The organism is Microbacterium sp. F01 (assembly GCF_056156365.1).
Genome location: NZ_CM149592.1, coordinates 3,095,137 through 3,112,980, shown reverse-complemented (window position 1 = coordinate 3,112,980; position 17,844 = coordinate 3,095,137). Strand labels below are relative to the sequence as shown.

17 protein-coding genes, 1 tRNA gene, 1 other RNA gene and 1 pseudogene are annotated in these 17,844 nt (G+C 69.5%); 4 read left to right on the top strand and 16 right to left on the bottom strand.

From position 1 onward, the window contains the following. Position 1: 1 nt before the first annotated feature. The 4 genes from ACVN90_RS14325 to ACVN90_RS14310 all read right to left on the bottom strand — a co-directional run bounded on the left by ACVN90_RS14325 (position 2) and on the right by ACVN90_RS14310 (position 2,116). Positions 2-337, bottom strand: a complete 336-nt coding sequence (locus ACVN90_RS14325) for a PadR family transcriptional regulator (RefSeq protein ID WP_475098885.1) — start codon at positions 335-337, stop codon at positions 2-4. Positions 338-502: 165 nt separating this feature from the next. Further along, positions 503-1,009, bottom strand: a complete 507-nt coding sequence (locus ACVN90_RS14320) for a DUF6611 family protein (protein ID WP_475098884.1) — start codon at positions 1,007-1,009, stop codon at positions 503-505. Between the two features lie 192 nt (positions 1,010-1,201). Beyond that, a complete protein-coding gene (locus tag ACVN90_RS14315) occupies positions 1,202-1,915 on the bottom strand; it encodes a hypothetical protein (protein WP_475098883.1) in 714 nt (237 codons plus the stop codon). Between the two features lie 21 nt (positions 1,916-1,936). Beyond that, positions 1,937-2,116, bottom strand: coding sequence for a helix-turn-helix domain-containing protein (locus ACVN90_RS14310; RefSeq protein WP_109212167.1), 180 nt, complete (start codon positions 2,114-2,116; stop codon positions 1,937-1,939). Positions 2,117-2,245: 129 nt separating this feature from the next. Here ACVN90_RS14310 and ACVN90_RS14305 point away from each other — a divergent pair, with 129 nt between their 5' ends. Then, positions 2,246-2,827 carry a hypothetical protein gene (locus ACVN90_RS14305; RefSeq protein ID WP_475098882.1) on the top strand — a complete coding sequence of 194 codons (582 nt, stop codon included), beginning with the start codon at positions 2,246-2,248 and terminating at the stop codon, positions 2,825-2,827. Positions 2,828-2,838: 11 nt separating this feature from the next. Next, a complete protein-coding gene (locus tag ACVN90_RS14300; protein ID WP_475098881.1) occupies positions 2,839-4,062 on the top strand; it encodes a tyrosine-type recombinase/integrase in 1,224 nt (407 codons plus the stop codon). A gap of 147 nt (positions 4,063-4,209) precedes the next feature. Here ACVN90_RS14300 and ACVN90_RS14295 read toward each other — a convergent pair whose 3' ends face one another. From ACVN90_RS14295 to ACVN90_RS14245, 11 genes are all read right to left on the bottom strand, one after another. Further along, positions 4,210-4,650, bottom strand: a complete 441-nt coding sequence (locus tag ACVN90_RS14295; protein ID WP_475098880.1) for a YkvA family protein — start codon at positions 4,648-4,650, stop codon at positions 4,210-4,212. A 45-nt stretch (positions 4,651-4,695) separates the two neighbouring features. Then, positions 4,696-5,250, bottom strand: coding sequence for a Chromate resistance protein ChrB (locus tag ACVN90_RS14290; protein ID WP_475098879.1), 555 nt, complete (start codon positions 5,248-5,250; stop codon positions 4,696-4,698). A 184-nt stretch (positions 5,251-5,434) separates the two neighbouring features. Continuing rightward, positions 5,435-5,746 (bottom strand): thioredoxin family protein, encoded by a 312-nt coding sequence (locus tag ACVN90_RS14285; RefSeq protein ID WP_475098878.1) that lies wholly within the window; start codon positions 5,744-5,746, stop codon positions 5,435-5,437. 79 nt (positions 5,747-5,825) lie between these two features. Further along, complete coding sequence (locus ACVN90_RS14280; RefSeq protein WP_475098877.1) at positions 5,826-6,482, bottom strand: DsbA family protein; 657 nt, start codon at positions 6,480-6,482, stop codon at positions 5,826-5,828. 47 nt (positions 6,483-6,529) lie between these two features. Then, positions 6,530-8,635, bottom strand: a complete 2,106-nt coding sequence (locus tag ACVN90_RS14275) for a heavy metal translocating P-type ATPase (RefSeq protein ID WP_475102135.1) — start codon at positions 8,633-8,635, stop codon at positions 6,530-6,532. Continuing rightward, complete coding sequence (gene cmtR, locus ACVN90_RS14270; RefSeq protein WP_475102134.1) at positions 8,632-8,967, bottom strand: Cd(II)/Pb(II)-sensing metalloregulatory transcriptional regulator CmtR; 336 nt, start codon at positions 8,965-8,967, stop codon at positions 8,632-8,634. Before cmtR ends, ACVN90_RS14275 begins: the two co-directional genes overlap by 4 nt. Positions 8,968-9,265: 298 nt before the next feature. After that, positions 9,266-9,350, bottom strand: a tRNA-Ser gene (locus ACVN90_RS14265). Between the two features lie 41 nt (positions 9,351-9,391). Beyond that, positions 9,392-11,671, bottom strand: coding sequence for a transglutaminase TgpA family protein (locus tag ACVN90_RS14260; protein WP_475098876.1), 2,280 nt, complete (start codon positions 11,669-11,671; stop codon positions 9,392-9,394). Continuing rightward, positions 11,658-12,917: a DUF58 domain-containing protein gene (locus ACVN90_RS14255; RefSeq protein ID WP_475098875.1), complete on the bottom strand. Its 1,260-nt coding sequence runs from the start codon at positions 12,915-12,917 to the stop codon at positions 11,658-11,660. The genes ACVN90_RS14260 and ACVN90_RS14255 overlap by 14 nt, the downstream gene beginning before the upstream one ends. Positions 12,918-12,924: 7 nt before the next feature. After that, positions 12,925-13,950 carry an AAA family ATPase gene (locus ACVN90_RS14250; RefSeq protein WP_475102133.1) on the bottom strand — a complete coding sequence of 342 codons (1,026 nt, stop codon included), beginning with the start codon at positions 13,948-13,950 and terminating at the stop codon, positions 12,925-12,927. Between the two features lie 146 nt (positions 13,951-14,096). Then, positions 14,097-14,624, bottom strand: coding sequence for a hypothetical protein (locus ACVN90_RS14245; protein ID WP_475098874.1), 528 nt, complete (start codon positions 14,622-14,624; stop codon positions 14,097-14,099). 166 nt (positions 14,625-14,790) lie between these two features. Between ACVN90_RS14245 and ffs the strand changes: the two genes are divergently transcribed. Beyond that, positions 14,791-14,887: signal recognition particle sRNA small type (gene ffs / locus ACVN90_RS14240), an RNA gene on the top strand. Between the two features lie 38 nt (positions 14,888-14,925). Here ffs and ACVN90_RS14235 read toward each other — a convergent pair. Then, positions 14,926-15,552, bottom strand: a pseudogene (locus tag ACVN90_RS14235) (NUDIX domain-containing protein); the annotation flags it as partial. A gap of 111 nt (positions 15,553-15,663) precedes the next feature. Between ACVN90_RS14235 and pta the strand changes: the two are divergent. Continuing rightward, positions 15,664-17,838, top strand: coding sequence for a phosphate acetyltransferase (gene pta / locus ACVN90_RS14230; RefSeq protein WP_475098873.1), 2,175 nt, complete (start codon positions 15,664-15,666; stop codon positions 17,836-17,838). Positions 17,839-17,844 lie beyond the last annotated feature (6 nt).

Sequence of the window (17,844 nt, the reverse complement as noted above, 5' to 3'; positions counted from 1 at the left end):
CTCAACTCTCCTTCAGTTCCGAGATCCGTGACGAGACGTAGTCCCATCTCGACCAGAACGCCGACAGCTCGCGGCGCCCTGCGTCATTGAGTGCGTAGAACTTGCGCGGCGGCCCCAACTCAGACGAACGCTTCGAAACCTCGACGAGCCCCCGCCGTTCCAGCCGCAACAGGATCGTGTAGACGGTTCCCTCCGTGACGTCGGCGAACCCCAGCTCGGCGAGTCGACGTGTGATCGCGTAGCCGTAGGTCTCCTCGATCTCGATGATCCTCAGCACGCAGCCTTCGAGCGCGCCCTTCAACAGTTCCGTCAGACCGTCCGTGATCGTCCCTCTCATGCGGTACCTCGTGACACAGAGTACCACTATATCGTGTCACGCAGTACCGGCCCACGACAGGTCACGCGGGCCGCGGTCACGCCGAGCGGCGTGGAGAGGTCGCGCACGCGGCACAACAGCGAAATGACGGATGGTCTCGATCGCGCCACGCGGCGCGCGAGGCTGTCAGGCGGCGTGCGGAGCGGTGCTGTCGATCTCGAGATATGCGGCCGTCCAGGTCGCGCGGAACTCGTGCTCGTCGGCCCGGCCGGCGAGGAATCTCGCCTCGGCGCCCGCAAGTCTGGCGGCGAGGCGCCGCAGTTGTGCCCGGTCCATGGCGTCCTCGTCGACCACGGAGTGACCGGCCCAGGCGTCGTGGATGCGCGCGACGAAGGGCCGAGTAGTCCGCCACAGCCACAGGACCGGGCCGAGCCACAGAACCGTGGCGGCGAGCAGTGCCGCGGGAGTTCCCAGCACCGGATCGGCGGCGATGGCGACGATGACTGCCACGAGGAAGCCCACGCTGGGCCAGATCCGCAGCGCAGCCCAGAGCTGACGCTCGTGCCGGGTGGTGTCCGGCGGGAGCACGCGGAGGCGCTCCGTGATCAGGCCGTAGCGGCCGACTGAGGTTTCGTACAGTCCCCAGGCGCCGCGCGGCGACGCGACGGCAACAGTGTGGCGGTTGTGGAGCATGGACTCACGATCGCGCCTCTGCGAGTCCAGCGGCCGCGATCTGCACGGTTTCCGTGCGCTCTTGTTGGGCGTTGCTTACGATCCGCTCACGGACCGAGCGCCGCCTCGACCATACGGGGCGAAACGCTCTGGAGTGTAGATTCGCGCGGCGGGGTTCACGAGGCGGAGTCGAATTCAGTCCGAGGGGTGCCGCTATGACGCGGCAGCGTGGGGACGGAAGGTGCATACCGCGCACGTGCCGTCGGCGACGAGTTTGTGGCCGTCGACGGTGCAGTCCCATCCGCGGATCGTGAGTCGGTTCTGCCGCGCCTCCTGCGCGGTCCTGGCGCGGGCGCAGGCGCCGCATGGCTCGGAGGTGCCGCCCGGGTGCTTCGTGCAGAACGGCGAGTCCGCGTTATGCGTGACGTGGCCGGTCGTGTCACGCATCTCGTAGGCGCTCTCTTTCTTGATGGGTTCGGCTAAGGAGCCTGAGCCTACGTTCGCCATCACCTCACGCGTCGCGTCATGCGTCACATCACGTGTCGCTCGCCCATCGATCGCTCGAGGCGGGGGAGCGGCCGTCTTGGCTCGCTGCCGATCGCGATACTCCTTCTGCCGGCGTCTCGCGCCATCGCGGTACCGTTCGACCTCCTCGGCCGTTGACTGTCGGAGCGTGCTCGCCCAACCGACGAGGTGGTAGCCATCGTCCGTGTGCTCCCAGAGGCCGGCGCGCTCGAGCTCGTCGAATGCGGCCGGGTCGTCGCCGTCCGGGTGAAGGTACTTGGTGTAGCGAGCCGGCACCGCCCCATCAGTGCCCTGCCCGTTGCACCACATCAGAGCGCCGGCGAGCACGCGGAAGGCGCGGTCGCTCAGATTGTCGATGCGGATGCTCCCCAGCCATTCGGTGGGAAGGCGGGCGTCGACCATGACGATCGGCTTCGCCCGTGGTTAGGGCTCGACGCCGAATACCCTGAGCAGCGCAGCGCGAGGGATCATCCTGCGCGGCCCGAGCTGCACGGTGGGGATCGTGCCTCGCTCGACGCCGAGCTTGATGGTGCGGTACTCGACGCCGACCAATTCGGCCGCGTCCTTATACGTGAGAGCGAGTGAGTTCGGCGAGCGGTTCATCTGCTTCTCCTTCGTGAGCCACCAATGTCATCGCATGCGCACACGCTAGCACGAACCTGAGCCAGTTAAGTCATGAATGCGTCATGTCGTACCTTGTTCAGCAAATTCCTGCCTGCGATACTGGCGTGCATGGTGGACCTTGAGAACGTCGACGTGAGCGACAAACGCGTCGCGGTGGGCAACGGCGTCAGCGTCCCGGCGAGCTGGACGGCGGTCTTGAAGGGTGAGCCCGACGTCCCCGGCGAGATCCGCGTCCGCGCCGCGTACGACCCACGCCTCAATCGGGTCGTGGCGACGGAGGTCAGTGTGAGTCGGAGCGGGGAGGGCGACGAGGTGACGAGCCTCACCTTGCGGGAGGTTCGCGTGCAGACTGCCCTTCAGATCAGTGGCTTGAGAGTTTCCACAGTGAAAGAGCCCGACCATGCGATCTGCTCGGGCGGGGACTACATTCGGCGCATGCGCACACGAGAGGGGCGCGACCTCACGGCGAGCGTGGTGGATGCGTCTACGACGTACCGCCTCGCGGCCGCCATCAATCTGCCGCCGTTGAGGGCCGTCGCCGACTGCCTCGGGGTCAGTCAGAGCACCGCGACACGGCTGATGAACCGAGCCCGTCTTGCGGGTCTCGCACCGGGAGTGGATCTCCCTGACCCGTCGGCGACGGGGCCGGTGATCAACGCGCCGACCCCCGGCGGTCCGACGATCGGCTGAGAGGAAGACGGATGCCGCGGCGATCGAATCAGGACGGCACAGTCTCGTCGTACACGACGCAGTCGGGGGAGACGAGATACCGAGTCGCCTACTGGGTCGAGCGTCCCGATGGGGACTCTGTCCGCAGGTTCCGGCGGGGTTTCGCCACCGAGCGAGACGCGCTCAATGCACTCGTCGAGGTACAGGTCGACATCCGCCGCGGCGTCCATATCGACGAGACGCGCGAGACCTTCAACGCCTTTGCCGACAAGTACTTCGACTCCCTGCGCGTGCGCCCGACGACCCTCGCCGGCTACCGCAAGCACTTCCGTGTCCACGTGCTCCCGTCGTCGATCGGCCGGACGCCCATCGCCGACATCACCAAGGACCAGCTCAACCGCTTCTATCGACAGCTGGAGCAGGCGGGCCGGAAGGATCGCGGGCACGTCGGGGAGCCTCTGGGTGCCGCGACAGTCAGGCATGTTCATGTACTGATCTCGCAAGTGCTGCAGCACGCACTGGAAGATGGGCTGATCCGCTTCAACCCGGCGAAACGCGCCTCGCCGCCGACGAAGCTCGAGGCCGCGCCACCGGAGATGACGACGTGGTCGGCGGAGGACGCACGGCTCTTCCTCGATTGGTCCGAGTCATCGGGGGACTACCTGTGGCTGGCATGGCTGACCCTTCTCGGCACCGGGATGCGGCGTGGCGAGATCCTCGGCCTCCGATGGAAGGACCTCGATCTCGACAACAACGTGATCACGATCGCCCGCGCCATGTCGTACGTGAAGGAGGCGGGCAGCAGACCGGTGATCGACTTCCGAGCCACCAAGAGCGGTCGCGTCCGCAACGTCGACATCGACGCCCGACTCGCGGATGCGTTCCGCGCGAAGCACGAGATGCTCCGTGCCGTGTCGCCGGAACATGCCCGCGGAGAACACCTGATCTTCTGCAATCGCTACGGGGAGCCGCACAACCCGACGCAGTTCTCGCGTCAGTGGCGGGAGCGGGTCGCCAAGGCGGTCGAGGCGCACCCGGATCTCGATGCTCTGCACCTGCACGAGCTGAGACATACCCACGCGACGCTGCTGCTGCGCGCAGGCGTGCATCCCAAGATCGTGTCGGAGCGCCTCGGGCACGCGGACATTCAGACGACCCTCAACACCTACTCGCACGCGGTGAAGACACTGCAGCGCGGCGCCGCAGATCTCGTTGGCGCGCTCCTCGCGCCCGTGGCTGTAGAGCGACCGGTCTAGGTAGTTCTGGGGGCTCGGTCCAGACCTTCGCGCCGACAATCAGCGATCGCGCAGGCGTGGGACGGCGCAGTCTGCAAAGAGCGAGCGGACGGAACGGAGCCGGCGGCGTCTGCCAGCCTCTCGCTGTCGGACGGAGGGTGCTCGCCCTCACGGTCGGTTCTGCGACGGCGGTGTAAGAGGAAGGCCGGTGAGGGCGAGGACGCTGGCGAGGCCATCCGGCGTGCCCGGCCAGTGGCGCCGGATGGCGTCGGTTCCGGCGTGACGAATCGCGAACCGCAGCACGATTGCGACAACCACGGCATCGTCTGCGATTCCGAGCACCGGGATGAAGTCTGGTACGAGGTCGAACGGCATCACCAGGTAGCCCAGCAGCGCGAGCAGCCACCATCGCGTTGCCCGCGGCACGGTCGGATCGGCGGTGAGCCGCTTCACGAGTCGGACGACATCGGGTACCAACCGCATGATCGCGCGCCAGTCGACGGTCGATCCGGTCCGGCGCTGCTGGATCCACAGCAGGACGATCAGGGCGGCCCACAGCAGAAGGAAGCCGGCGACGATTCCGAGCGCGACGATCAGCCACTCAGGCATGGTGCTCCCGATGGCCGCGACGGAACGCCCGGCACGGAGTCCGCCTCACTCGGGTCCCGCGGCGAGGTTGGCGGCGTAGACGAGTTGTGCGAACCGGTCGAGCGCGGCGGTGCTGGCGTCCAAGGCCTTCTGCGCGTCGTCCGCGTCCGGCAGGGGCACCGCGTTGCGCTTGCGCAGGTCGCGGTGCCAACGCCGCAACCGGTCCAGGCTCTGCTCCTCCTCCTCGAGCTCCCCGAAGGTGAACTTCTCCTTGGCGATCTCACGATCGATCTCGGCGTCGAACTTGGCTGCATCCGCGATCAGCTCCCGCCACTCGTCGCGCCGCACCGCCACGAACGCCTCGACGAGCGCAACCACGTCGGTGTCTCCCTTGGGTACCGCGGTGAACACAGAGAGAGACCCGCTGCCGCGCTCGGCTGCGCTCTTCGCCGCCGCCAGGCCATCCGTGAACGCCGGCAGATCCGGCACCGTCCACGTCCCGGGCGACACCGGCACCGCGCCCAGTCGACGCAGTTCCCGCCACACCGCGACACGATGCCGCGAGGGCTCGGTCGGGACGTTCGCAACGATCAGCAGCCACTCATGTGAAGGGTCAGTCACAAAAGCGAATGTAACGACAGTTACACTCCCGCGCAACTCTCATCATCACCCAACCTCGTCTGATCGAAGGCGTAACGCGATCCACAGGCCGCAACGCCGGCAGACGAACGTCGCGCCATCGCCCAACGCGTGGACCTTGCGGCGCGGCAGTGTTCTGCCACAGCAGGAGCACTGGACGGGCGCGTCATCGTCCATGTGCGGTGATCGCCTCGATGAGTTGCTGGGTCGTCGGGGACCCGGCTGGTCCGTGGGGGGTCGAATAGATGCGGCAGGCCGGTGCCGAGGTCCGTCCCTCGGCGGAGAACAATTCTGCACCGTCGAGGAGAATCGTGGCCGAACCGGCGAACGTAACCTGCTCCGCGGCTTCGGCAGATCCCAGCAAGCGGTAGTTGATAGCGATGTGCGACAGACCCACAGCGTCGAGCGCGTCGCGCAGGTTGCGCGCTGCGGTAACCCAGCTCGGGCAACCCCCGAGATAGAGCAGGTCGACGCTCACAAGGTCATCATCCTCCGAAGTCGGTGTCGCAGGGAGCGTGACGCCGATCGACGACGGTCACAGCACGCACCTCGTGGTGTCATCGTCCCAAGGCGTCCTCGATGGCCATGGTGAGGTCGTCGAGGCTGTTCAGTTCGAGCCGCTGACCATCGAGGTAGAAGGTCGGGGTGCCGCCGACTCCCATCGCCCGGCCCGCGTTGAAGTCGCTCTCGATACGGGCTCGGGTCGCCGGATCCGCGACCACTTCGTCGTAGGCCGCCATGTCGAGGCCGAGTTCCTCCGCGTAGGTGCGGAACAGGGCTGCCTTCGATTCGCGTTGCTCGCCCCACTCGGACTGCGTCTCGAACATCTTGTGGAACATCTCCTCGACGCCCCCTTGCTGGGCAGCCGCTTCCACGGCGAGGGCCGCGTTCATGGAGTTGGCATGCCCCGGCAGGGGAAAGTAGCGGAACGCGTAGTTGATCTCGCCGGCGTGCTGCGCGCGCAGGTCCTCGACGTAGGGGTAGAACGCGCCGCAGACCTCGCACTCGAAGTCGAGGAATTCGACCAGGGTCGGCGCGGCGGGTCCGGCTTCGTCCAGGACGTGGGTATCGATGCGGGTGACGGGCAGTTCGCCCGAGGGTATCGAAGCGTCGGGTGTGACCGGCCGGTTGACCAGCACGAGCACGATCGTGGCGATGATGAGCAGGACGACGACGGCACCGGTGATCAGAGTCACCTTGACAGGGGTCTTCATCGGTTCCTTCGGGTCGGATGCTGCGGGCTGGGCGCAGTGCGGGAGGGTTACGCGGCAATCGCCGCGGGTGCGGGGATCGGGGGCTTCGCGCCGACGACGGACGCCGGGCGGCGCGCGGCGCGGACACCGTTGAGGATGACGACGACCTCGGCCACCTCGTGGACGAGGACCACACCCGCGAGTCCGAGCACGCCGAACAACGCGAGCGGGAACAGCACGACGATGATCGCGAGCGCGAGGCCGATGTTCACCGTCATGATTCGGCGCCCACGCCGCGCATGGGCGATCGCGCCCGGGAGCAGGCGCAGATCGTGTCCGGTGAACGTGATGTCGGCGGATTCGACGGCGGCAGCGGATCCCTTCACGCCCATTGCGATGCCGACGGTCGCCGTCGCGAGCGCGGGGGCGTCGTTGATGCCGTCGCCGACCATCGCGGTCGGTCGGCGCGCGATGAGGCTCTCGACGGCCGTCGCCTTGTCTGCGGGCAGCTGTTCCGCGCGCACGTCGGCGATCCCGGCTTCGTGAGCGATGGCCTGGGCGGTGCGTGCGTTGTCGCCGGTGAGCATGACGGTGTCGATGCCCTGTGCCGCGAGCATCCGCACGGTCTCGGGCGCCTCGGGTCGCAGTTCGTCACGCACGCCGATGACGCCGGCGACGACCCCGTCTGCTTCGACGACGACGATCGTCATGCCCTGGGCGGCCATCGCGTCCGTCGCAATGCGGAGATCCGCGGGGTCGACGGTGCGGTCGTTGCCGACCCGGATCGGGCGGGCGTCTACGCGGCCGGTGATGCCATGACCGGCCTGTTCGACGACGTCCTCCGCCCGGCGAACGGTCGGCGCTGCGGCCACGATGGCGCCGGCGAGCGGGTGCGAACTCGACGCTTCGAGCGCCGCCGCCCACGACAGCACGTCGTCGCGGCTCACGCCCGCGACGGTGCGGACGTCTACGACCGTCGGCTCGTTCCGCGTGAGCGTGCCGGTCTTGTCCAACGCGACGGTGCGGATCGTTCCGAACTGCTCGAAGGCCTCACCGGATTTGATCACGACGCCGAACTTCGATGCGGAGCCGATCGCGCTGATGACGGTGACAGGGACCGCGATCGCCAGGGCGCACGGTGATGCCGCCACGAGCACGACGAGCGCCCTCTCCAGCCACGTCGACGGATCGCCGATGAGGATGCCGAAGAGCGCGACGAGCGCGGCCGCGATCAGCACGACGGGGACGAGCGGACGGGCGATCCGGTCGGCGAGGCGCGCACGATCGCCCTTGCGTGAGTGGGCCTGCTCGACGAGGGTGACGATCTGGGTGAGAGAGTTGTCGCGTCCGTCGGCCGTCGCCTCGATGCGCAGCGTCGCGGAGCCGTTCACCGAGCCCGCGGCCACGGCGTCGCCGGGTCCGACCTCGACCGGGATCGATTCGCCGGTGATCGCGGAGGTGTCGAGGCTCGAGCGGCCGTCGACGACGACGCCATCGGTGGCGACTCGTTCGCCGGCTCCGACGACGAGGATGTCCAGTTCGCGGACGTCGGCGGCGGGAACGGTCACCTCGCCGGAGAACCGCGAGACGCGGACGGTGTCGGGGATGAGTGACAGCAGCGCCCGCAGGCCCTCCTTCGCGCGATCCATCGCACGGTCTTCGAGCGCCTCGGCCAGCGAGAACAGGAACGCGAGGGCCGCCGCCTCGCCGACGTGGCCGAGAAGCACGGCGCCGAGTGCGGCGATCGTCATCAGCAGTCCGACGCCGAGGCGGCCGCGGAGCAGACGTCGGATCGCGCCGGGGACGAAGGTGTATGCGCCGGCGAGCAGCGCCACGGTCTGCAGCACCACCGCTGGAATGTGCAGGCCGGCCCACTCGAGCGTGTAGCCGGCGAGCAGAAAGACGCCCGCGATCGCGGACGGCAGCAGTGCGGTGTCGCGCCACCACGGCGGGCGGACCTCGTGCTCCGCGCGATCGCCCGCGATCTCTGCAGCATGGCGAGAGGTTTCCGCCGGACCGCAGCAGGCATCGCCGTCGGTGTGTGCCACCGATGGCGGGGAAGCCGACTCAGGCCCGCAACAGGCGTCCGTGCTGGGCTCGATCCGGGTGAGCTCGATGCGTCGCACCGCGGATGGCTTGCGGGGTTCGTCCGGCCCGCAGCACTCCTCGCTCATTCGCAGCACTCGCAGGTCTCGTCCATGCACGGCGCACCCTCGTCGACCGCGACGACCGCATCGAGCAGGTGCGTGAGGCCCAGCGTGAGATGCGGATCGGCGATCTCGTAGCGGGTGCGCCGGCCTTCGACCTCGGCCACGATCAGCCCACAACCGCGCAGACACGCGAGGTGATTCGACACGTTCGTGCGAGACAGTCCCAGGTCCCGGGCGAGCTCGGCCGGGTAACCGGGACCCTCCAAGAGCGTCAGCAGGATCCGGGAACGGGTCGGATCCGCCATCGCACGACCGAGTCGATTCATCACATCGAGCCGCGAAGCAATAGTCAGCACACGCTGACTATACATCGAATGCTGAACAGTGAAGTGATCGCGCCGGGCCAAACGAGAGGCTACGGCGGCACCAGGCGAGGGCCATGAGGTGCCCGGGTGGTTCACCCGAAGTGTCCGAAAACCGCTAGCGCCGGTTGCGACATGAGGCAGTCATGTCGCAACCGGCGCATCAGCCTGGTCGAGATCCGCGGAATTCCGGGCCTCTCGGAGACCAAAAGTGAACGATAACTGTGCCACGAACTGTGCCACGAGATTTCGAACGAGTCGCGATCCCTTGAAAACACTGGGACCACAGGTGCGGAGGATGGGGGATTCGAACCCCCGAGGGCTTGCACCCAACACGCTTTCCAAGCGTGCGCCATAGGCCACTAGGCGAATCCTCCAGGCGGCCCCGGAGGGCCGCCGACCATCCTACCCTGCTCGGCTACCCTGCCCGAACCGGGGCGGTGCCCGCGTACACGCTGCCGGGCCGGATCACGAGCGAACGCGGCGCGAGCAGCGCGAGAATCCGCCGCGAGGGCGGCACGGAGGCCAGCAGAGACGTGCGGACGGATGCTGCGGCATCGGCCGCCGCGTCTCCCATCCAGTACGAGCGGGTGCCGGCGCGCGAATAGCTGGCGCGCTCGATCGCGAGCAGGACGGTGTTCATCTCGGATGCGCCGACTCCGTGTTCGGCGACGAGCCGGCCGGCGAACGCGCGAGGCGTCTCGCTGGCGGGCACCGGGATGCCCACGTCGATCGCGGCCTCCTGGACGGACTGCCACGCGGCGGCGGCATCTCCGCCTCGTGCGGCGGCGTCCTGCTGCCGGCGGCGCAGCTCGCGGATGAGGAACGGGAGTGCGAGCAGCACCATCACTGCCGCCACCACACCGAGGATCGGAAGCGGGTCGAGGGCGTCCTCGGCGGAGCCGCCCGACGCGTTCTGCCGCTGCTCCTCGAGGTCGATCTGGGCCTGGTCGCCGCGCGCCGTCGGAGTGGGGGTCGACTGAGGAGTCGTCGCATCGGGGTCGGTGCTCTGGCCGGGCAGCGTCAGTTCAGACGAGAAGGTGGTCGGAACGCCCAGCCCGGAGGTGGGCTCGAACGCGATCCAGCCGATGCCGTCGAAGAACACCTCGGGCCAGGCGTGAAGCTGGGAGCTGGACACCGAGAAGACCGGCTGGTCGTCGATGCTGTCGGTCGTCGGGGTGCCGGGCAGATACCCGATCACGACGCGCGTCGGCATATTGAGCGTTCGCGCCATGAGCGAGAACGCTCCCGCGAAGTGGATGCAGTACCCCTCGCGCACCTCGAGGAATCGCGCGACCGCCTCCGCGCCGGTGCCGTCGAACCCGTCCTCGACGGGCGCCTCGAGCGAGTACCGGAAATCGGTGCCTCGGAACCAGCGCTGCAGCGCGGCGAGCTTGTCGTAATCGGAGGTGGCGTCAGCCGTGACCTGGAGGGCGAGCTCTCCGATGATGGGCGGGATATCGGCCGGCAGCTCAGTCGTCTCCTCCCGCACCTGCGAACCCACCGACACTGCCGCGCGGACCTGTTCGAGCGACGGGCGCGGGACGTTGAATGCCACCTCGTAGGACTGGCCCTGGGTCGATCCGGCGGTCGTGGCGACGGTGTGGTTGTAAGGAACCGCACCCCACGCGCCTGCGCCGAGGCCTGTGATCCCGACGGCGGGGTAGGGCACCGGCGCCCATTGGGAGTCCAAACGCACGACGTCGACCTTCGCCGTGTACTCGCTGATGCGGACGTCCGCGTCGGATTCGACGACCCCGAACGCACGCACGCTGTCGAGCGACACCGTCTGCGCACGATCGGATTCCCAGGCTTCGCCGTCCAGACGGGTCACGGTCGTCACGCGCAGGTACGGCACCGACGGGGCGTTGGTGCGAAGCCGGAGCACCTCGGTCTCCTGCGGGCGCCGAAGGTCCTCGCCCAGCCGCAGCGTCGCGTCGATCCCAGGGCCGGGGCCGAGGCCCGCCCCCGCTCGCGCACCGGGCTGCGGCAGTACGGGGGTCGCGACGACGGCCACGACGATCGCGATCGCGCCGATGCCGAGCGCGGTCGCCGGCACTCCGGCGGTGCGCTCCGCCTCCCGCTCAACAGGCTTCTCCCGCGAGCGGGTCTCGGAGCGCAGCAGGAACAGGATCGTCACCGCGAGGAACACGAACCCGATGACGTCCACCTCGCTCGGCGCGGCGATCGCCGGGATGAGCGAGACCGCGACGATGCCGACCGAGGCGAGCAGCGGCATCCGTGCGGTCACCACGACGTGGTCGACGATGATCGTGAGGAGTCCCATCGACCCCACCACGACGAATGCCAGTGACAGCGTCGGCTCGAGCGGGGCCGCGCCGACGGTGATCTCCTCCATCGCGGTCTCGACCAGCATCGGCACCGCCCGGAAGCTGTCGAGCGTGGGGATCACCCACAGCAGGGCGGTGTCGCGCAAGAACATCAGGGTCATGAACACGACCCACACCGCGACCTCGATGAGGGTCACCGCGACGGCGGGGAGGCGGTACAGGCGGGCGGCGTATCCCGCGGCGAGCACCATCGCCGACAGCACCAGGGCGGCGACGAGCCACCACCCGGGCTCGACGACCCGGACGACCGGCAGCAGTGCCGCCAGCAGGGCCGCGAGGATCGCGAACGTCAGCAGCCGCTCGCCGCCGCGGGCGCGGACCGGTCGGCCCGATTCAGCCGAAGACATGATGCACCCCCCGGCCGATCGCGTTCGCCCACGCGAGACCCAGGTCGCGGTCGGGGCCGACGGCCGCGACGTGCCAGCCGTGATCGGCGGCGATGTCGAGCGCGTCGCCGATCGGGACCGCGGAGAGCAGGAGGGGGAGCGTGCTGTGGTGCGAGACCGGGCCGATGGCCACCGCGTCCGCCGGGTCGAGCCGCCCGACGATGAGCACGATCGGACCCGTCGACGCCCCCGCGAAGAGCCGCGACAGGCGCGGAAGCGCGTCGTCGCGGTGCGCGGTCACGGTCGCGAACTGCACCAGCATCGCGTCGACCTCGGTCATGTCGCCGCCCTCGATGCGGTCGACGAGCACGGTCCCCTCGGTGTCGAGCACCTCGACGGCGTACCCGTCGTGGACGAGCCGCGCGACAGCCGAGACGCACGCTGAGATACCGGCCTCGAACCCGGGGTCGGCGCCGGGCGCACGCAGCGCCTCGGGTGACCAGCGCAGCGCGGCGCGGTCGATCACGACCACGGCTTCGGGCGTGGATTCCTGCTCCTCCTGGCGCACCATGAGCTCATCGCGGTGGGCGGTCGCACGCCAGTGGATGCGGCGCATCGAGTCGCCCGGGGCGTACGGCCGGGCGACGAGGTTGTCGGCGCCCTGACCGAGCTGGTCGGTCGTGGTGTGCAGCATCCCGCCGGTGGCGCCCGCGTAGTCGACGAGCGGCGGCAGATCGATGACCGCTGGTGCCACGGTGACGGCCGTGCGCTGGCTGAACACGACGGTGCGTCTCGCGAGCCCGAACGGGTCGGATGAGCGCACGGTGAGCGGTCCGAGGGAGTGGACGCCGCGCCGCGCGCCGGTGACCGCGTAGACGAGGTCGATGCTGCGCGCGCCACCGCGCTCGCCGCCGCGCAATCCCGAGCCGAGGGCGGGGAACGCGCCCTCCGCCTTGCCTCGCAGCCCCTTCGGCAGCGCGTCGCGCCACGTCCCCGGGGCGGTGGGCAGCGCCGTGCGCACTTCGACGCGCACCGACACGCGCGCTTCGCGTCCGACCGGGACGACGTCGGGAACGAGCGCTCGGCTGACCGCGTCGGAGCGGCGCCCGACATACAGCGATGCGATGCTCGCCACCACGACCGCCAGCAGCAGGATTCCGAAGTACATCAGCTCGACGATGCCCGCCTCGTTCGCGACGATGAAGCAGGCGATCGCGAGGACCAGCGCTCCGGTGCCCCGGACTGTCAGCGGCCACACGCTTCTCATCGTTCTGTCACTGACGTGCGGCGATCGGCACCCGCACACTCGCGGCGATGCGCTCGAGGATGGTGGCGATCGCATCGGCGGCGCTCGACGCGCGAGCGCCGCCCGCGGCGCGGGTCGGGATGAGCCGGTGCGCGAACACCGGGGCGAGAAGCGCCGTGATGTCGTCGGGGATGACGAAGGCGCGCCCGTCGAGCGCGGCCCACACCTTGGCCGCGCGCACCAACTGGAGCGTCGCGCGGGGGCTGGCGCCCAGGCGCAGATCGCTGTGCGTGCGGGTCGCCTGCGCGAAGGCGACGGCGTAGTCCTCGATGGCCGGGGCGACATGCACCGCCCTCGCCCAGGCGACGAGACCGGCGACCTCGTCCGCCGAGACGACCGGCTCGAGCTGGTCGAGCGGGTTCACCGTGTCGCGCTGGCGCAGCATGAGGGCCTCCGACCGCGCATCGGGGTAGCCCATCGAGATGCGCATCATGAACCGGTCGCGCTGCGCCTCGGGGAGGGCGTAGGTGCCCTCCATCTCGAGCGGGTTCTGCGTCGCGACGACCAGGAACGGCTCGGGCACGAAGTGCGTGCGCCCGTCGACGGTGACCTGACGCTCCTCCATCGCCTCGAGCAGGGCCGACTGCGTCTTGGGGGAGGAGCGGTTGATCTCGTCGGCGATGACGATGTTGGCGAAGATCGCGCCCGGCTTGAACTCGAACTCGCGCTCGACCGGGTTGAACACGCTCACGCCGGTCACGTCGCCGGGAAGCAGATCGGGCGTGAACTGGATGCGGCGGACCGTGGCATCCACGGAGGTCGCGAGTGCCCGCGCCAGCATGGTCTTGCCGACGCCGGGGACGTCCTCGATGAGGAGGTGCCCTTCCGCCAGGAAGCACACCAGGGCGCTGCGCACCGCGTCCGGCTTGCCGTCGATGACGCTGCCGACCGCGTCCAGGATCGCATCGGTGACGCGGGCGAAACCCTCCGCGCTCGGGGCGCCGAGCGCACCATGGCCTCCTGACACAGCATCCGTCATCGCGGTATCGACCATCGCGGGCTCCTGTTCCGCCCTCGAACGAGCGGGTCGGGGGTGGGCGCGGGCTCCCTCGCCCACAGGCCCGATCCTAATCGCGCAGATATCGGTTCGGTATCGATGGTGCTGGGAGAACGCTGGATGCCGCAGCGCGGCGTCCGCGACTAGATGGACGTCCCGGCCGCCATGAGCAGCACCGAGATGCCCATGCAGATCAGCTGCGCGCGGTCCAGGGGACGGTGAGCCCGGAAGGCGAGGACCACCGACAAAGCGGCGTACGCGACCGCGCCGACGAGCAGGAGCACGGCGAGGAGCGACTCGCCCCCGGCCCCGCCGTGCGCGTGCGTCGAGGCAGCGGTGGCAGCCGCCGTGTGAGGGGCCATGCCGAGTTGCAGTGCGGCCATCGCGACGAGCCCGAGCCCGGTGTGGACCGCCATCGGTCCTCTGGCCGACGAGCCGCCGCCCACCCGGCGCGGGCGCTGCCAGGCGGCCAGCGCCATCGCAGACCCGAGGAGCAGCGCCGCCCAGTACACCGGCGCCACCAGGCCGGTGAGCGCCGCGTCGAGCATCGCCATCAGCATGAGGGCTGACGCGACGGCGTCGGGCCACCGCGCCCGGCCGCGGTCGGCTGCCACACAGCAGGCGCCGATCGCGGCCGGGGCGATGGCCCAGGCGTGGAGCAGTTCGGTCACGGATCAACCGTGGTGGTGGTGCGCGCCGTGCGCGTGACCGTGGGCGCCGGAGTCGTGCCCGCCAGCGCTCGGCTCGTTCCCGTGCGCGCCGGGCGTCGGACCGTAGCCGCCGGTCGCGCCGTCTGGTGGTGTGACGTCGAGCCTCCGCGCGACGGGTTAGACTTGACCCAGCTCTCCGCGAGGCGGCATCCAGGCCAACTCCCCCAGGACGGAAACGTAGCAAGGGTAACCAGGCTCTGCCGGGTTCGCGGAGAGTCTTAATCTTTCCGGGCGAAGGGCCCTCCAGCGCCGACCACTGCAGCAGCATGATGGTCTTCGCATCCTGGATCCGCCCGTCGCGGACCATGGTGAGCGCGTCGTCGATGACGAGCTCCACCAGTTCGATGTGCTCGCCCTCCTCCGCAAGGCCGCCGCGCTCGCCGATCCCCGCCGCGCCGTCGTAGACCGCGGCGAAGAAGTGAAGCCGCTCGGTGACCGAGCCGGGGCTCATGTAGACGTCCCACACGTGATCGAGTTCACCGATGGCGACGCCGGTCTCCTCCACCGCCTCTCGCCGGATCGCCGTCGCGGGGTCGTCCTCGTCGAGGAGGCCCGCGGCGGTCTCGATCAGCATCCCGTCGGGGTGGTCGTTGACATAGACGGGATAGCGGAACTGCCGCGTGAGCAGCACCGTGCGCCGCGCAGGGTCGTAGAGCAGCACCGTCGCGCCGTTGCCGCGGTCGTAGGTCTCGCGCTGCTGCGTCTCCCACGTGCCGGACGGCCCGCGGTACTCGAGCGTGGTGCGCCGCAACACGTGCCAGGCCGACGCGAGCACCGCGACGTCGGTCACCCGCACATCGGGGTTGCGATCCAGACCTCGTCCCGTGAGGTCGAGGCCGGTGCGCCCGCGGTGATCGGGGACATCGATTCCAGGGCGGGACTCGTGCATGCCGTCGAGGGTATCCACGGACGGCCGCCGGCCCCGCCTCGGAGCGGCGTGCTGCTTTTGATCCGGTGGCACGCCTGGCCGCAGCATCCGTGCCGCCCATAGGCTGGACGCGTGGCGCAGAGCATCTACATCACGTCGGCAGAGGGTCATTCGGGGAAGTCCACGGTCGCGCTCGGAGTGCTCGATGCGCTGAGTCACGCGACCCCGCGGGTGGGCGTGTTCCGGGCGATCGCACGGTCGACCGTGGAGCGCGACTACGTACTCGAGATGCTCCTCGACCACGACGGCGTCGACCTTCCGTACGACGACTGCATCGGCGTCACCTATGACGACGTCCGTCAGGATCCGGATGCTGCGCTCGCGACGATCGTCGAGCGCTACAAGGCCGTCGAGGCACAGTGCGACGCCGTCGTCATCGTCGGCAGCGACTACACCGACGTCGGCAGTCCCGCGGAGCTCGCCTACAACGCGCGCATCGCCGCGAACCTCGGCGCTCCCGTGCTCCTGGTGCTCGGCGGTCGCTCGGCGCAGAACCAGACGCAACCCGAGCAGCTCGGCTCGTCGCTTGCGCGCACGCCCGCCGAGATGGGACAGATCGCCGACCTCGCGCTCGCCGAACTCGCCCACGGCCGCGCGAAGCTGTTCGCGGTGGTCGCGAATCGCACCGACCCGGTGCGCACCGGCGAGACCCTCGACGCCATCCGGCGATCGATCCACACGCACCTCGACGGGGCCGCTCCGGCCGCACCCGTGCCGGCCTCCGGGCCGCAGGCCTCGGTTCCGGTGTGGGCGATCTCCGAGGACCGCTACCTCGTCGCGCCGTCGATCCGCGGCATCATGCGCTCCGTCGACGGCGAGATGATCGCCGGCGATCCCGACCGCCTCACGCGCGAAGCGCTCGCGGTGGTGGTCGCGGGCATGTCGATGGTGAACGTGCTGCCGCGCCTGCTCGAGGGAGCCGTCGTCGTCATTCCCGCCGACCGCTCCGAGGTCCTCCTGGCGACGCTGCTCGCCAACGCGTCCGGGACGTTCCCCTCGATCTCGGGCATCGTCCTCAACGGTGGCTTCGAGATCCCGGAGCCGGTGACCCGCCTGCTCGACGGACTGGGCTCGAGCGTTCCGATCATCACGACCGAGCTCGGCACCTACGAGACCGCCGTGCGCGTCATGGGCACCCGCGGTCGCCTCGCCGCCGACTCGCAGCGCCGCTACGACACGGCGCTCGCGCTGTTCGAGCAGAGCGTCGACACCGACGAGCTGCTCGTCGCGTTCGGCCTCGCGCGCGCGACTGTCGTCACGCCGCTCATGTTCGAGTTCCAGCTCATCGAGCGGGCGCGTGCCGAGCGCAAGCGCATCGTGCTGCCCGAGGGCGACGACGACCGGGTGCTCCGCGCGGCGGCGACGGTGCTCAAGCGCGGCATCGCCGACCTCGTGATCCTGGGCGAGCCGTTCGAGGTGCGTGCGCGGGCGATCGAGCTCGGCATCGACATCCAGGGCGCCGAGGTGCTCTCGCCCCTGGACGCGGTCCACGTGCACAAGTTCGCCGAGGAGTACGCGCGCCTGCGCGCCCACAAGGGCGTCACCGTGGGGCAGGCGGCCGACACGGTCACCGACGTCTCGTACTTCGGCACGATGATGGTGCACCTGGGCCTCGCCGACGGCATGGTGTCGGGCGCCGCGCACACCACGGCGCACACGATCCGCCCGGCGTTCGAGATCATCAAGACCAGACCGGGCGTCTCGGTCGTCTCGAGCGTGTTCCTCATGGCTCTCGCCGACCGCGTCCTGGTCTACGGCGACTGCGCCGTCATCCCCGACCCGACGAGCGAGCAGCTCGCCGACATCGCGATCTCGTCGGCGGCGACCGCGACGCAGTTCGGCATCGACCCCCGCGTGGCGATGCTCTCGTATTCGACGGGGGAGTCGGGATCGGGTGCCGAGGTCGAGAAGGTGAGGGATGCTACCGCCCTCGTCCGCTCGCGTGCTCCGGAACTGCTCGTGGAAGGGCCGATCCAGTACGACGCGGCGGCCGACGCAGCGGTGGCCGCGGCGAAGATGCCCGGGTCCGCGGTCGCGGGACGTGCGACGGTGTTCGTCTTCCCCGATCTCAACACCGGCAACAACACCTATAAAGCGGTGCAGCGTTCCGCGGGTGCCGTGGCGATCGGACCGGTGCTGCAGGGCCTCAACAAGCCGATCAACGACCTGTCGCGCGGGGCGCTCGTCGACGACATCGTGAACACCATCGCGATCACTGCGATCCAGGCGCAGGAGGCCGGTCGCTGAGACGGC

What these genes read in the sequence shown, in the direction of transcription:
- ACVN90_RS14280 (WP_475098877.1), bottom strand. Translation starts at nt 6,482, where the DNA reads ATGAAGACCCCTGTCAAGGTGACTCTGATCACCGGTGCCGTCGTCGTC.
- ACVN90_RS14305 (WP_475098882.1), top strand. Translation starts at nt 2,246, where the DNA reads ATGGTGGACCTTGAGAACGTCGACGTGAGCGACAAACGCGTCGCGGTG.
- ACVN90_RS14250 (WP_475102133.1), bottom strand. Translation starts at nt 13,950, where the DNA reads ATGGTCGATACCGCGATGACGGATGCTGTGTCAGGAGGCCATGGTGCG.
- ACVN90_RS14325 (WP_475098885.1), bottom strand. Translation starts at nt 337, where the DNA reads ATGAGAGGGACGATCACGGACGGTCTGACGGAACTGTTGAAGGGCGCG.
- ACVN90_RS14295 (WP_475098880.1), bottom strand. Translation starts at nt 4,650, where the DNA reads ATGCCTGAGTGGCTGATCGTCGCGCTCGGAATCGTCGCCGGCTTCCTT.
- ACVN90_RS14255 (WP_475098875.1), bottom strand. Translation starts at nt 12,917, where the DNA reads ATGAGAAGCGTGTGGCCGCTGACAGTCCGGGGCACCGGAGCGCTGGTC.
- ACVN90_RS14275 (WP_475102135.1), bottom strand. Translation starts at nt 8,635, where the DNA reads ATGAGCGAGGAGTGCTGCGGGCCGGACGAACCCCGCAAGCCATCCGCG.
- ACVN90_RS14310 (WP_109212167.1), bottom strand. Translation starts at nt 2,116, where the DNA reads ATGAACCGCTCGCCGAACTCACTCGCTCTCACGTATAAGGACGCGGCC.
- ACVN90_RS14320 (WP_475098884.1), bottom strand. Translation starts at nt 1,009, where the DNA reads ATGCTCCACAACCGCCACACTGTTGCCGTCGCGTCGCCGCGCGGCGCC.
- ACVN90_RS14315 (WP_475098883.1), bottom strand. Translation starts at nt 1,915, where the DNA reads ATGGTCGACGCCCGCCTTCCCACCGAATGGCTGGGGAGCATCCGCATC.
- ACVN90_RS14300 (WP_475098881.1), top strand. Translation starts at nt 2,839, where the DNA reads ATGCCGCGGCGATCGAATCAGGACGGCACAGTCTCGTCGTACACGACG.
- ACVN90_RS14260 (WP_475098876.1), bottom strand. Translation starts at nt 11,671, where the DNA reads ATGTCTTCGGCTGAATCGGGCCGACCGGTCCGCGCCCGCGGCGGCGAG.